At 62.2% G+C, this 14,377-nt stretch carries 11 protein-coding genes and 2 pseudogenes; 7 read left to right on the forward strand and 6 right to left on the reverse strand.

The features are described 5' to 3' along the window. The first annotated feature begins 579 nt into the window (after positions 1-579). The 6 genes and pseudogenes from NR126_RS19080 to NR126_RS19100 all read left to right on the forward strand — a co-directional run bounded on the left by NR126_RS19080 (position 580) and on the right by NR126_RS19100 (position 7,928). A complete protein-coding gene (locus NR126_RS19080; protein WP_027620601.1) occupies positions 580-1,902 on the forward strand; it encodes a hypothetical protein in 1,323 nt (440 codons plus the stop codon). A 272-nt stretch (positions 1,903-2,174) separates the two neighbouring features. Beyond that, positions 2,175-3,227, forward strand: a pseudogene (locus NR126_RS29010) (HAMP domain-containing protein); the annotation flags it as partial. A 255-nt stretch (positions 3,228-3,482) separates the two neighbouring features. Further along, positions 3,483-4,082, forward strand: a pseudogene (locus NR126_RS29015) (methyl-accepting chemotaxis protein); the annotation flags it as partial. A gap of 227 nt (positions 4,083-4,309) precedes the next feature. Then, positions 4,310-5,629, forward strand: a complete 1,320-nt coding sequence (locus NR126_RS19090; RefSeq protein ID WP_105754725.1) for an amino acid permease — start codon at positions 4,310-4,312, stop codon at positions 5,627-5,629. Further along, positions 5,622-6,902, forward strand: a complete 1,281-nt coding sequence (locus NR126_RS19095) for an aspartate aminotransferase family protein (protein ID WP_256830882.1) — start codon at positions 5,622-5,624, stop codon at positions 6,900-6,902. The genes NR126_RS19090 and NR126_RS19095 overlap by 8 nt, the downstream gene beginning before the upstream one ends. 9 nt (positions 6,903-6,911) lie before the next feature. Further along, positions 6,912-7,928, forward strand: coding sequence for a phosphotransferase enzyme family protein (locus NR126_RS19100; protein ID WP_105754726.1), 1,017 nt, complete (start codon positions 6,912-6,914; stop codon positions 7,926-7,928). Between the two features lie 193 nt (positions 7,929-8,121). Here the strand turns inward: NR126_RS19100 and hpaC are convergent, their stop codons facing one another. Next, the gene (gene hpaC / locus NR126_RS19105) at positions 8,122-8,634 is read right to left on the reverse strand and encodes a 4-hydroxyphenylacetate 3-monooxygenase, reductase component (protein WP_027620606.1); all 513 of its coding nucleotides are present in this window, start codon (positions 8,632-8,634) and stop codon (positions 8,122-8,124) included. A 259-nt stretch (positions 8,635-8,893) separates the two neighbouring features. Here hpaC and NR126_RS19110 point away from each other — a divergent pair, with 259 nt between their 5' ends. After that, on the forward strand, positions 8,894-9,523 hold the full coding sequence (locus NR126_RS19110; protein WP_027620607.1) for a response regulator transcription factor: 630 nt from the start codon (positions 8,894-8,896) through the stop codon (positions 9,521-9,523). A 164-nt stretch (positions 9,524-9,687) separates the two neighbouring features. Here the strand turns inward: NR126_RS19110 and feaR are convergent, their stop codons facing one another. From feaR to NR126_RS19135, 5 genes are all read right to left on the reverse strand, one after another. Further along, the gene (feaR, locus tag NR126_RS19115) at positions 9,688-10,608 is read right to left on the reverse strand and encodes a transcriptional regulator FeaR (RefSeq protein ID WP_027620608.1); all 921 of its coding nucleotides are present in this window, start codon (positions 10,606-10,608) and stop codon (positions 9,688-9,690) included. A 151-nt stretch (positions 10,609-10,759) separates the two neighbouring features. Continuing rightward, positions 10,760-11,710 (reverse strand): PDR/VanB family oxidoreductase, encoded by a 951-nt coding sequence (locus tag NR126_RS19120; protein WP_027620609.1) that lies wholly within the window; start codon positions 11,708-11,710, stop codon positions 10,760-10,762. A gap of 96 nt (positions 11,711-11,806) precedes the next feature. Beyond that, positions 11,807-12,547, reverse strand: coding sequence for an SDR family NAD(P)-dependent oxidoreductase (locus NR126_RS19125; RefSeq protein ID WP_027620610.1), 741 nt, complete (start codon positions 12,545-12,547; stop codon positions 11,807-11,809). A gap of 10 nt (positions 12,548-12,557) precedes the next feature. After that, positions 12,558-13,058 carry an aromatic-ring-hydroxylating dioxygenase subunit beta gene (locus tag NR126_RS19130; RefSeq protein ID WP_256830851.1) on the reverse strand — a complete coding sequence of 167 codons (501 nt, stop codon included), beginning with the start codon at positions 13,056-13,058 and terminating at the stop codon, positions 12,558-12,560. Further along, complete coding sequence (locus NR126_RS19135; protein ID WP_027620612.1) at positions 13,055-14,338, reverse strand: Rieske 2Fe-2S domain-containing protein; 1,284 nt, start codon at positions 14,336-14,338, stop codon at positions 13,055-13,057. The genes NR126_RS19130 and NR126_RS19135 overlap by 4 nt, the downstream gene beginning before the upstream one ends. Positions 14,339-14,377: the final 39 nt, after the last annotated feature.

The following is a 14,377-nucleotide window of genomic DNA, read 5'->3' on the forward strand; positions in this document are numbered from 1 at the left end:
TTTAGTGAAACTTTAAGCTGCCTGCAATTTTTAATTTTCAAACTGTAGGAAACGTCTTCCACCTCAAAAGGCCAACCCCTACAACAATTACGGAAGTACTTTGGGCCTTGTCCGTATCGAAAATTTACGCATTTCATAAGTTATTTCGAAACGCTTGAAATAAAAAATAAAATCAGCAGTAGAACTAAACAAAACGATGTTTTTTATGCCACTCAAATGTAGGAATTTGTAGGAAGCTTCTTCCATGATTGCTCACTGAGCTCTCAACTAAACCTTATAGATATTTAGTTTTGCGACGAACGGTACGTTGGAACTCGCCCCACGTTCCGCCCCGCAGACGAGCCTCTCACCTTTGAAAATTCACTAAGGTGGCAGCTGAAATATTGAAAAAGATCTCCTCTACTCGAGCTTCTCGCCGGACAACGAAGGCGTCATAAGGGACACGAAGCAGGCGCGGATCGAAATCTGGCATGCACAACCAACTAATTGGCAAACAGGGACAAGGGCAGGGAAAAGTCGCGCCTTAGTATCTAAAAAGACCGCAAACCCACGCTCAAGAATAAGAACGGATGCCTCACCATGCTCAAGTCTCCCCTGTTTCGTCTCTCGACCCTCGCGCTGTTGATCGGTGCCGGCCAGGCCAATGCCTATGAGCTGTACGGCAACGACGACGGTCATTTGAACGCCACCCTCGAAGCAGCGTTCGGGATCTTCCACAGCCAGGAAAACTACGCCCCATCCGGCCGCCTCAGCGAAGGTTCCTCGTCGTGGCGCGAGGGCTACATCAAGTACGGTTTGAGTTTCGACAAGGGCCTGGCGGGTGCGGGCACCGGTTACGGCGCCGCCAACCTGCTGAGTTCCGGCACCTGGGGTGACGGCGATGCGGCTGGCTTCAGCGATGGCTCGGAGCGTACCACCAAGTTTGAAGACGCTTACCTCGGCTGGCGCTCGGACGAGCTGTTCGCGCCATTGGGCAAGGACGGTGTCGACCTGTCCTTCGGTCGCCAGAACATCGCGATCGGTGACGGCTTCCTGATCAATGGCGACGCCCTGAACATCGGCAAGGGCTTGGCCGATGGAGAGTTCAACCGTGGCGGTTCGTACTACCTGGCGGCACGCAAGGCGTTCGACGAAACCGCCGTGTTGCGCCTCGGTGGCAAGGAAGGCTGGCGCAGCGACCTGATGTGGCTCAAATCCAACAACCGCGCCCAGGCCATGACAGAAATGTACGCCGGCACCCTGGAGCACGTGGCCGAAGCCGGCACCGTGGGCCTGACCTACATCAAGACCACCGACATCGACGAACAGTACGCCTCGCCGCTGCAACTGGAACGCGACGGCATGCAGACCTACAGCCTGCGCGCCACCGGCAATGCCGGGGTCAAGGACCTGTTCCTCTCCGGCGAATATGCCGAGCAGGACAAGCCCCACGCCAGCAACGAAGACGCCTGGTACCTGGAAGCCGGCTGGACCTTCTCCGCCGCGCCCTGGACGCCGTATGTCAGCTACCGCTACAGCCGCTTCTCGGAAAACTACGACACCCTGTTCTACGGCATGAGCCGTGGCTACGGCACCTGGTTCCAGGGCGAAGTGGCAGGCAACTACGCCGGGCCATTCAACAACAATTCGCGGATCCAGAACGTTGGCCTGAAAGTCTCGCCGCTGGAGAATCTCAACCTCGGTGCGCTGTACTTCAACTACGACACTATCGACCGCAACCTGGGCAACACCGACGGCCACGAAGTCGACCTGTATGCCGAATGGCACGTCAACGACCACTTGACTGTGATGCCGCTGGTGGGCTTCTACCAGCCGGACAAGAGCTTCGACAACGGCGGCACGCAACTGGGTAACAACAACCAGAACGTCTACGGCCAACTGCTGTTCGTCACTGGTTTCTAACGGCCGCCGGGGCGGCGGCGCGGCCGTTGCCCCCGTGCAAAAAGGGATTTGCCATGCGCCTCAACCTTCTGACGATCCGTCGCAAGATCACCCTCCTCGCCGGGCTCTGCCTGATGCTGGTGGTGGCATTGCTGATGGGCTTGTCGCTGTACCAGACTCACCAGAGCAGCCAGCAGGTGGCCACGGCCAGCAGCGAGATGCTGGCCAAGGCCGCCCGGGAGCACATGCAGGCGCTGGGCAACGTGCAAGCCATGCACGTGCAACGCACCTTCATGCAGACCCACGAATACGGCCAGGGCCTGTCCCGCTATCTGCTGTACCTGCGACAACTGCAACAGCAGGGCCGCCTGGACCGCGCGCAACTGCGCCAGGAGCTGAGTAGCCAGTTGCACCAAGCCTTGATCGACAAGCCCGACCTGCTCGGGCTTTATGTCATTTTCGAGGCCGACGCCCTCGATGGCGGCGATGCTGGCTTTGCTGGTCAGGCCGAACTGGGCAGCAACGAAACCGGACGCTTTGCCCTGTACTGGGTACAAGGCAAACCCGGGGAACTGCAAGCGGTGATCGGCGACGAAGGCCTGCTCGCCAACACCGCGCCCGGTCCCAGCGGCGCCCCTTACAACGCGTTCTACACCTGCGCTCGCGACAGCCGTCAGGCCTGTGTGCTGGAGCCGTATTTTGACGAAGCCTCGGGCACTCGCAAGCTGGTGACCAGCATTGCCTTCCCTCTGCTGGAAAACGGCAAGGTGATCGCCGTGGTCGGCCTCGACATCAACCTCGCCGCGCTGCAACAGAACACCGAGGCCAGCGCCCGGCAGTTGTTCGACGGCAACGGCCAAATCAGCATCATCAGCCCACGCGGGGTGATTTCCGCCAACAGCCAGGACGCCAGCCGTCTTGGTCAGACGATGGACAATCGCGAACTGCAGGAAAGCCTGCGTCAGGGTCAAGCGACCGTGCTGGTCGATGCCCAACAGATCAAGGTGCTGGAACCTTTGGCGCCGATTCCAGGGGCTGCGCCATGGGGTGTGCTGGTGGGTGTGCCGCAGAGCGTCTTGCTGGCGCCGGTCATCAGCTTGCGCACCGCCCTCGACGATCAAGCGGTGAAAAGCACCGGACTCGAGTTGCTGTTGGGCGGCGGTTCGGCGTTGCTCGGCCTCTTGTTGATCGGCTACACCGCGCAGCGCATCACTCGCCCCCTGCAAGAGCTGACGCGGGTGATGGAGGACATCTCTCTCGGCGAAGGCGACCTGACCCGCCGTCTGCACGTGCAATCGCGGGATGAAATTGGTCAGTTGGCGACGGCCTTCAATCGTTTTGTCGAACGTATTCATCAGTCGATGCGCGAAGTGTCATCGGCGGCCCAGGGCGTCAAAGCCGGAGCGCAGCGGGTGCTGCAAGCGTCGAACTCGTCGCTGGAGAATTTCGATGATCAGTCCAGCCGCACCAGCAGCGTCGCCGCCGCGATCAATCAGTTGGGCGCCGCGGCCCAGGAGATTGCGCGCAATGCCTGCGACGCCTCCCATCAGGCATCCAACGCGCGCCAACAAGCCGAGGACGGACGCCAGGTGGTGCAGCGCACCATCGAGGTGATGCACGAGTTATCGGGCAAGATCAGCGCTTCGTGCGCCAACATCGAGGTACTCAATGACAAGACCGTGGACATCGGGCAGATCCTCGAAGTGATCAAGGGCATCTCCCAGCAGACCAATCTGCTGGCGCTCAACGCCGCGATCGAAGCCGCGCGGGCCGGGGAAGCCGGCCGTGGCTTTGCGGTGGTCGCCGACGAAGTGCGCAGCCTGGCCGGACGCACCCAAACCTCGGCGCTGGAGATTCAGCAGATGATCGAGGCCTTGCAGATCGGCGCACAGCAATCGGTCGCGACCATGACCGAGAGCCAGCAGCACAGCGAAGAAAGCGTGAACATCGCCAACCTCGCGGGCACGCGCCTGGGCAGCGTCACCCAGCGCATCGGCGAGATCGACAACGTCAATCAGTCGGTGGCTGCTGCGACCGAGGAGCAGACGGCGGTGGTCGAGGCGCTGAATGTTGACATCATCCAGATCAACACCCTCAACCGGCAGGGGGTGGAGAACCTGCAAGCGACGTTGCGCGCCTGTAGCGAGCTGGAACAACAGGCCGGGCGGATGAATCAGTTGGTGGGAAATTTTCGGATTTGAAGCATTACCGACGGTGGCGGTGTGTCAGGCTCACAGCCACCGCCGCGGTGCACCGTGCCGATAAGCCTTCCAATCCTGGCACCCACAACCAACCACCTGGCACGCACGCTAACAACCCGCGCCGCACCCTCGACGTAGTATCCAGACAGCCCTCCACCCGAGGGCGCTGAACCCTTCTTTGCCCATCAAAAAACAACAAATCGACCTTCGGGTTGCGGGAGACGTTTGTGCTCAAGAAAAGTGCGTTGGGCTGGCCAAAGATTGCCGGCCTCGGAATTGCGTTGGTGGTGGCTGGGCAGTTTTCCGGCTGGAACTTTGGCCTGATGGCCGGCGGCTGGATGAACATGCTGATCGCCACCTTATTGATGGCCTTGCTCTGCGGCGGACTGGCGTTGTGCGTGGCCGAACTTTCCACGGCCTTGCCCAGTGCCGGCGGGGTATTCGTCTATGCGCAGAGTGCGTTTGGACCGTTCGTGGGTTACCTGGTGGGCGTCGCCTGCGCATTGGCGCTGACCATCGGCACCGGCGCTGCGGCAACCTTCATCTGCGCCTACACCGAATCGATCTTCGGCCTCGGCGGCTGGCCGGTGAAAATCGCCCTGTTTGCGGTGATCCTCGGTATTCACATGCGTGGCGTCGGCGAGGCCATGGGCCTGACCTTCATTGCCGGGGTGATCGCGGTCGTCGCCCTGCTGACCTTCGGCGTGGCCATGGCGCCCCATGTCGAACTGCGCAACTTGCTGAGCTTGCCGGCCAACGTCGCCACCCCGGTCAGCCTCGGCGGCATCTTCGCCTGCGTGCCGTTTGCGATCTGGCTGTTCATCACCGTCGAGCAAACCGGTTCCGCCGCCGAAGAGGCGCACAACCCTGGGCGCAGCATGCCACGAGGCATTCTCGCGGCGATCGGCACCTTGCTGGTGACTGCGCTGGTGGTGTTGGTTTGCGCCCCGGGTGCCGGCGGTGTCGAGCTGGTGGGTTCGGCGGGCGATCCGCTGTACGCCGCGATGTCCGGCAACAGCGCGTTCGGCGATGACTCGTGGCTGGCCAAAGTGATTGGCTGCGGCGCAGTGTTCGGTTTGATCGCCACATTCTTTTCACTGGTCTACGCCGCCTCCCGGCAAGTGTTCGCCATGGCCCGCGACGGTCTGTTCCCGCAGTGGCTGGGCAAGACCGGCCAACGCGGCACGCCGTACCCGGCGCTGTTGCTGATCGGCACCATCGGCCTGCCGCTGTCGGCGGTCGACCCGGCCACCGTGATGCTCGCCGTGGTGCTGCTGCTCAACGTCTGCTACCTGCTGATTTTCGCCGCCTACCTGCACATCAAGCGCAATCAACCCGAGCTTGAACGGCCCTTCATCTTGCCCGGCGGCAAGCTGGTTGCGTGGTTCGGCCTGGCCCTGACCCTGGTGGTGATCGCCGCCTGCTTCCAACTCGATTTCAAAATGCTGATCGCCCTCGCCGCGATGTTCAGCCTGTGCATCCTCAATTTCCTGTTGCGCAACCGTGCGCCAACCGCTGCCCTGGAGACCCCCGATCATGCTGCCTGAACCGACTTTGCTGCAACGCCGCCATCGCGTGCTGGGCAGCGCCTCGCCGCTGTTCTACGACAAGCCCCTGCACCTGGTGCGCGGTGAGGGCGTGTGGCTATTCGACGTCGACGGCCGACGCTACCTCGACGTCTACAACAACGTGCCCTGCGTGGGTCACTGCAACCCCCACGTGGTCGAGGCCATGCATCGCCAGGCGACGACCCTGAACATCCACACCCGCTACCTCGACGAGCAAGTGGTGCGTTACGCCGAGCGCCTGACCGCCACATTCGACGAGCCGCTGGACACTGCGATGTTCACCTGCACCGGCAGCGAAGCCAACGAACTGGCCCTGCGCCTGGCACGCTTTGCCAGCGGCGGCACGGGGATTATCGTCAGCGACTACAACTACCACGGCAACTCGGCCTCGCTGGCCGAAGTCACTACTGCCCTGCCCTCGCCGGAACCCTTCGCCGCCCACGCCCGCGCCGTGCCGATCCCGTGCCTGTACCGGGCGCCGGCCGGCACCACTGAGGAACAACTGGCCGAGCAGTACACCGCGAACATCGCCGCCGCCATTGCTTCGCTGCAGGCCCAAGGCATCCGCCCCGCCGCGCTGCTGATCGACACTCTGTTCGCCAACGAAGGATTGCCGAGGGTCCCGGCCAGCTTCGTCAACAAGGCCGCAGCGCTGATCCGCGCAGCCGGCGGGCTGTTTATCGCCGATGAAGTGCAATCCGGTTTCGGCCGCACCGGCGATCACCTGTGGGGGCATCAGGCCCATGGCGTGGTGCCGGACATCGTCACCCTGGGCAAACCCATGGGTAACGGTTACCCACTGGCCGGCCTGATCACCCACAAGGCGCTGGTCGAGTCGTTTGGCCGTCACGCCATGTACTTCAACACCTTCGGCGGCTCACCGGTGGCGGCTGCGGTCGGCATGGCGGTTCTGGATGTGATCGAACAGCAACAACTGCTGCACAACGCCCAAAGTGTCGGCGGCTATGTGCAGCAACGCCTGCAGTCCATGGCGCAGAAGCACTCGATCATCGGCGACGTGCGTGGCAAGGGGCTGTTCTTTGCCATGGAGTTGGTGCGCGATGACCACAGCAAGGAACCGGCCGGGCTGGAGGCACGCAAGGTGGTCAACGACATGCGCGACAACGGCGTGCTAATCAGCAAGATCGGCGCCGGCGACAACATTCTCAAACTGCGTCCGCCGCTGGTGTTCGGCCGCGAGCACGCCGACCTGTTCGTCAGCACCCTGGATAACGCGCTCAGCGCGATTTGAGGCCCGCCCATGACTGCATTCCACACCCTGCCCCATGACCAGCAAGTCGCCCATCTGCACGATCTGGCCCGCCACGCCCTGCAACACTGGGACGGCGAATTCGCCGAGATCGAGCTGGTGAAGTTCCGCGAGAACGCGGTGTTCTCGGCGCGCCGCGACGACGGTCAGCGCGTCGCCCTGCGCATTCATCGCAACGGTTATCACTGCGCCGCGGCGTTGCGCTCCGAGTTGTTGTGGATGGACGCGTTGGCGGGCGCCGGCATCACCGTGCCGCAGATCATTCGCGCCCAGAACCAGAGCCATTTGATCGAAGTCACCCACCAGGCCATTGGCGAATCACGCCACATCGACATGCTCGCCTGGCTACCGGGCGCCACCGCCGGCACCTCGGAAAACGGCGTGCAGGCCGAGACCGAAATCAATTTCCTGTTCAACGAAGCCGGGGCACTGGCGGCGCGTATTCACCTGCACTCGGCGCAATGGCAGCAGCCGGACGAGTTTGTTCGGCATGCCTGGGACGAAGAAGGCTTGATCGGCGCCAACCCGTTCTGGGGGCGTTTCTGGGAGCTGGGGCAACTCAGCGCCGAGCAACGCGATTTACTGCAAGAGGCTCGGCGCGCGGCGCGTCGGGACTTGCGCCAGTACGGTCGGCACCTGGGCAATTTCGGCATGATCCACGCCGACCTGGTCCCGGAAAACCTGCTGATCGAAGGCCCGCGCCTGCGCCTGATCGACTTCGACGATGCCGGCTTTGGCTGGCACATGTTCGAGCTGGCAACCGCACTGTACTTCTGCCTCGACGATCCGCGTTATGAGCAGATCAAGGCGGCGCTCCTCGACGGTTACCATGCGGTCAAGCCACTGACCGCGGCCGACCGCCAGACCCTGGCGCTGTTCCTGATGCTGCGCGGCACCACCTACCTGGGCTGGATTCACACCCGCCAGGGCACGCCGACGGCGATTGAAATGGCACCGATGCTGATTGACCGGGCGTGCCGGTTGGCGCGGGAATATTTGCGGGTTTGATCCATCGATATCGGGCAATCTCGCTCCCACAATGTCGGCCACACAGGCATTCAACTGTAGGAGCGAGCCTGCTCGCGATGGCGGAGTGTCAGGCGACAGCGATATTGAATGTAACGGCCTCATCGCGAGCAGGCTCGCTCCCACAATGGATCTGTGCCGCACAGAATTCCCTGTGGGAGCGGGCTTGACGCTCTCAGCAATGCGCCCCGGCATGCTCCAAGCGGTGGAACAGGCGGTTGAAGTACACCAGGCTGTCGCGCGGTTCGCGCACGCCGACTTTGGTCAGTTCGACGAACATCACCGAGTGCGAACCAACTTCCTTGCACTCGCTGATCCGCCCTTCGAGCTGCACCAGCGCGTCACGCAGCACCGGCACGTCGCTGGCGCCGTCGTCCCACAGGTCCCAGGCAAAGCGCTCGGCCATTGGCACCTGAGTCATCCCGGCAAAGTGCCGAGCCAGCTCTTCCTGTTCGCCGCACAGCACGTTGACGCACAGATGGCCGTTGGTGCGGAACACGTCGTGGGTGGCGCTGTTGCGGTTGACGCAGACCAACACCGTGGGCGGCGAGTCGGTGACCGAACACACCGCGCTGGCAGTAATGCCACAGCGTCCGCCAGGGCCATTGGTGGTGATGATGTTCACCGCCGCGGGCAGTTGCGCCATGGCGTTGCGGAAGTCGATTTGCTGCTGGCTCAAGTTGGCCATGTCGATGCCCCTCCTCTCAGGAGAGCCGCTGTCTTGCGGCCCGTAGGTGATGGAACAAGACTACGGCGATGGCCACGGCGCGACCATTCTGACGAATCCCATGCCAGGGTTGGCTTTCCGCTAGTCGACTAGGTGGTTTCTTTATCGCATGGGCCGCTGACAGCGGTTATTCTGCTGACTGGCTGCACTAGATCAGCCAACGCTCGCTGCGCGTGCCCGCAGACGACAACAATAAATAGAAAACACCGTGGCCGTCCCGATGGAAACCCGCAAACCGATTGTTTATATCGTTGATGACGACAAAGACCTGCGCACTTCGCTGGCCTGGTTGCTCGAGTCCGTCAGTGTCCAGGCGCAGTGCTTTGCCGGCGCCGAAGAGTTCCTCAACCAATACGACCCCAAGCAGCCCGCCTGCCTGGTGCTCGACGTGCGCATGCCGGAAACCAGCGGCTTCCAGCTGCAGGAAATCCTCAACCAGCGTGGCAGCAGCCTGCCGACCATCTTCGTCTCGGCCCATGGCGACATTCCGATGTCGGTGGCAGCGATGAAAAACGGCGCGCTGGATTTCGTCGAGAAGCCCTACAACCCGCAGCAGATGATCGACCGCATCCAGACCGCGCTGAAGACCGCCGTGCACGCCCAGGCCGATCAGGCGCAGCGTCAGCACATGCAAGGCAAGCTGGCACTGCTGACCGCCCGTGAGCGTGAGGTATTGATGCTGGTGATCGATGGCAAGGCCAGCAAAGTCATCGCCCGCGAGCTGGACATCAGCGTCAAGACAGTTGATGTGCACCGGACCAAGATCAAGGAAAAGATGGGCGTGAGCAGCATCGCCATGCTGGTGCGCGAGGTGCTGCATTTGCCGGTTGAGGAGCCGGGGAGGCATTGAGTTTTTTGGGGGCCTTAAGGTCCCCTTCGCGAGCAGCGGAGCGCCGCCCGGGCTGCTCCCACAGGGGTTCTCGTTGCACACAGGATTTGTGTTCTCAGGAGATCCAGTGTGGGAGCAGCCCGGGCGGCGCTCCGCTGCTCGCAAAGGGGCCAGTAGCCTCACCTTCAACCCTGGCTATAGCGCTTGCGATAAGCCCCCGGCGACACGCCGAAGCGCGATTTGAACGCCGACGAGAAATAGCTGGAATCCGAGAACCCCCAGGCATAACACAGCGCCGAGAGTTTCTGCTCGCCGTCGGCACTGCGCAGGTTTTCCGCGCAGAAATCCAGGCGCCGATGCTTGATGTACTGCGCCACCACCAGGCCGCGCTTGGAGAACATCCGGTACAGACCGCGCACAGACACCCCCACTTCACGGGCAATCAGTTCCGGGCACAACTCTTCGTCACCTAGATGGGCATCAATGAACGCGATGATCTTGCGGAACTGCCGTTCGTGCGGGTCGGCAGCGCTGTCGCGGGCGCTGATGCCCGGTAACAACAGGCTGGCAAGGGCATCCAGCACCGCCTCGCTTTCCTGCATTTCCAGGCCTTCCTGTTGGCAGGTATCGAGCACCAGCTTGTTGGCCAGGGCTGCCAGCGGGGTGCTGGCCGACAGGCGCGTGGCGCAGTTGACGCTGTTCAAGTGGGAGCCACGTTCGAGCACCTGGCGCGGCAGGATCAGCGATAGCTGGCGCGAATCCTCGTGATAGATCATATCGCTGGGCCGGCTGGCGTCGATCAGGGCGATGTCGCCACAGCCGAGCAAGGCGCGGTTGTCGCCCTGCTCCAACTGCGAACTGCCGCGCATCTGGAACACCGCATAGTAGTGGCCGTCGCTGCTGGTGCTGACGTCCTTGCTGGTGCGGTACAGGTGCACGTGGGCCATATCGACCACGCTGAGGTTGATCGCACCGCTGTGAAATTCCGTCAGTTCGCCGTAGAAATCACTGTCCAGCGCCCGGGCATCGAAACGCCCACAGGCCTGGTTCACCTGGCTCAACCAACTTTCGAACGCCTCATTGCGCACCGTCGATGCTGTAATCATGATCGCAAGGCCTCAGGTCTTTTGTTGTTATTGTCGACCGCTTCAGCGAGCGGTTCGGTCACACGGTTATTGCTCTGGCCATCGCCTCCCTCGATGGCCGCCGGGCGCCTATTCAACAGGCTCCGGCGTTGGCTTTCCAGCCTTCCCTGAATTAGATATCCAATACCAGACGAGCGGAAAGTGCCCGGGAAACACAGGCGCAGATCTGCTTGTTGGAGGCCTTCTCCTTGTTCGACAGGCAGTTGTCGCGATGCTCCGGCACGCCGTCGAGCACGTCGACGATGCAAGTGCCGCAGATGCCTTCGCGGCACTCGGTGTCGATGTCGCAGCCGTGGGCTTGCAGCACATCGACCAGACTGCTGTTGGCTGGCACTTGCAGGACCACCCCGGAACTGGCCAGCTCCACCTCGAAAGTCCCGGCTGGCGCACTGTTGGCGGCCGGGTCGGCGGCGAAGTGTTCGAGGTGAATCGCGTCGTCGCTACGTGTGCGCGCGGCCACTTCCACCACTTTGTTCATGAACGGCGCCGGGCCACAGGTGTAAACGTGGGCGGCGAGACTGGCGCGGTCCAGGCAGGCGCTCAGGGCGCCATCCAGGTCGGCCGGCTCGATGCCGTAGTGGAACTCGACGTGGTTGGCAAACTCGCTGGCCAACAGTTCGGCAAAGGCTGCGTACTGCGCCGAGCGGGCGAAGTAATGCAGGCGATAGGACTGACCGCTTTGCGCCAGTCGATAGGCCATGCTCAGCAGCGGCGTGACGCCGATTCCGGCCGCGAACAGCACATGCTCGAGAGCGCTTTCATCAAGGCGGAACAGGTTGCGTGGCGCGCCCATCTCCAGCTCCATGCCTTCCTGCACCTGCTCGTGCAAGGCCAGGGAACCGCCACGCGATTGCGCTTCTTTTTTCACCGCTACCAGGTAGGCGCGGCGGTCCTGCGGCGGACTGCACAGCGAATACTGGCGGGTCACCCCGGTCGGACCGGTCAGGTCGACGTGGGCACCCGGCTCATAGGTGTCGAGCGGCTGGCCGTCACTGCGCACGAGGCGAAAGGAACGGATATCCAGCGCTTCGTCGACGATCCTTTCGATCTTCACCTTCATCATTGCGTCACCTGAATCGTTTTGTTTTTTGTCTGTGACCCTCTGTGGGAGCGAGCCTGCTCGCTCCCACAGAGGGCCGTGTTCCTGAGTTAACGGGGATCAGCGCATGAACAAGCCGCCGTTGACGTCCAGGCACGCGCCCGTCACCGAGGTCGCGTTATCGGCGATCAGCAGCAGCACGCTGTCGGCGATGAACTCGGGATTACCGAGGGAGCCGGTCGGGATCATTTTCAAGATCTGTTCCAGGCGCTCCGGCGCTACCGATTCACGAACCACCGGCAAGTCTTGCGGACCGGGCGAGATGCTGTTGACGGTCACGCCTTGCGGCGCCAGTTCGCGGGCGAAGACTTTGGTCAGGGTCGCCACGCCGCCCTTGGCCGCCGCGTAATGTGCGCCGGTGGCGGTGCCGCCGTTCTGCCCGGCCAGGGAGGCGATGTTGACGATGCGCCCGAAGCCACGCTCGGCGAAATGCGCGCCAAACACCTGGCAGGCGACAAACGTGCCGCGCAGGTTGATCGCCATCGACTCGTCGAACTCTTCCGGAGTGATCTCCATCAGCGCTGCCACCTTCGACACGCCGGCGTTGTTCACCAGAATGTCGGTGCCGCCCCAGCGTTCGCTGAGCAGGTCGCGGGCACGTTGAAAGTCCGCCTTGTTGCGCACATCCAACTCGATAGCGACAGCCGTGGCGCCGCTGCTGTCCAGCTCGGCAGCCAGTTGCTGCACGCCATCGACGCGCACATCGGCCAGGCCGACGCGATAACCCGCTGCGTGCAAGCGGCGGGCGATGCACTCGCCCAATCCGCGGGAGGCGCCGGTGATCAATGCGACTCGACTCATGATGGTGTCCTCACAGCAGGAAGCCGAGCGCGCTCAGGCTGTCGGTGGAGTTGATCAGCCGTACCACTTTGCGCTCCAGCAACGGCACGCCATCGGTGAAACGGATGCGGTGGTTGAGGTCGGCCACGAACGGCGTGTGCACCCCACGTTTGTAGGCGTACAGCACCTGCGCCGAGTTGACTTCGACGATATCGCCAGCGGCTTCCACCAGGCGGAAACGCGAGACTGTGCGGATGGTTTTCGCCGCGTCTACCGCCGACGGCGAGTAACCGGCGGTCAGGCGTTCGATGCGCAAGTCACGCATGCGCGCATCGTCGTAGGCGTAGTTGAGGGTCGCCTCGAAATCTTCGGTGTCGGGGTCGATCGGAATGATGTATTTACCGCTGTCGCTCCACAGGGTCGCCCACTCGGCGTAGCGCTTGTGATCGAGCAGCTCGGCTTCGCGCCAGATGAATTCGATGGCCTGGGCCAGCGGGCCGGTGAAACCGTTCAAGGTGTCGTGATTGCTCATTGGCTCATCATCCTTTTCCACATGTCGTAGGCACCGCGCATGCCGCCTTCGTCGGTGGCGTGGCTGACTTTGTCGCCGTTCTCAGCGGTGATTTCCCGATTCAGGCCACGGTTGACCAGGATCGGCGCGTCGACGCCGGCATACGAGCCGCGCTGCACGCGGTCCCAGGCTTCGGCGTCGTCAGGGCTGCCGAAACCGAACGGGCCCTGGAAGTGTTCGTGGATGCGCATGCGTTCGCGGTTGGCGATTTCCGGGCCGCCGTCCATGCCCAGGGCAACGTGACGGATCTCGGTTTCGGTGACCGACACCGGGCGCAGCACACGGAAGAACGACATCGACATCGCCACGTTGGGGAACAGGTTCAAGTTGAACCCGGCGCCGTGCAGGGAGCGCACGATGCGCCGCACCTGATCGGCCGGCATGCTTTTCGACAGCTCTTCGGTGACGTGGGCAAAGCGCTCCTGCAACTGCTCGGTGCCGTCGTCGTGATCGAGGTCGACGTGTTCCGGGACCATCACCATCACGCTATGGCCGTTGCCCAGGGAGTGGGTCACGGCTTGTTCGTCGGTCATGAACGAGAGCATTTCCGAGGTCTCTTCATCCACCGACGACATGAACGACTTGTGCACGATCGGGAAGTGATAACCGTCGGTGGTGTTTTCCAGCTGGATCTTCCAGTTGCCCTTGAAGCTGAACTTGTGTTCGCCCTGGGTCTTGATCGGGTAGCCGGCGCCCTGCTTCATGAACAGGTCCATCCAGTGCCTGGCACCACCGAGGAAATCTTCCAGCGGCTCGATCTCGTCGTTGTAGCTGGCGAAGATCATGCCGGCGTAGCTTTCGACGCGCAGGCTGGTCAGCGGCAGTTCGGACTTTTCGAGGATGCCTTCATAGCCGTCCGGATACGGCAGCGCGCGCAGCTTGCCGTCCAGGCCATAGGACCAACTGTGGTACGGGCAGGTGAAACCGGTGGCATTGCCCTTGTGCTTCTCGCACACGGTGGCGCCACGATGACGGCAGCGGTTTTCCAGAACATTGATGTTGTTCTTTTTATCGCGCACCACGATCACCGGACGACGGCCGATGGTCGCGGTCTTGAAGTCGCCGCTGTTACGCACTTCGCTTTCGTGGGCAACCCACACCCAGGTGCGGTAGAAAATCTTTTCCAGCTCGGCTTCAAAGAGCGCCGGATCGTTGTACAGCGAAACGTCGACGCGGTCGTGCTGGACCAGCTGTTCGGGGCTTCTCGACGTCGCGATCAGCGGGTATTCATGAATGCTCATGCGGTTCTCCTCATGGCTTGTTTTTATGATGAGTGTTGA

The organism is Pseudomonas sp. Pse1 (assembly GCF_024519635.1).
Lineage (GTDB): Bacteria > Pseudomonadota > Gammaproteobacteria > Pseudomonadales > Pseudomonadaceae > Aquipseudomonas.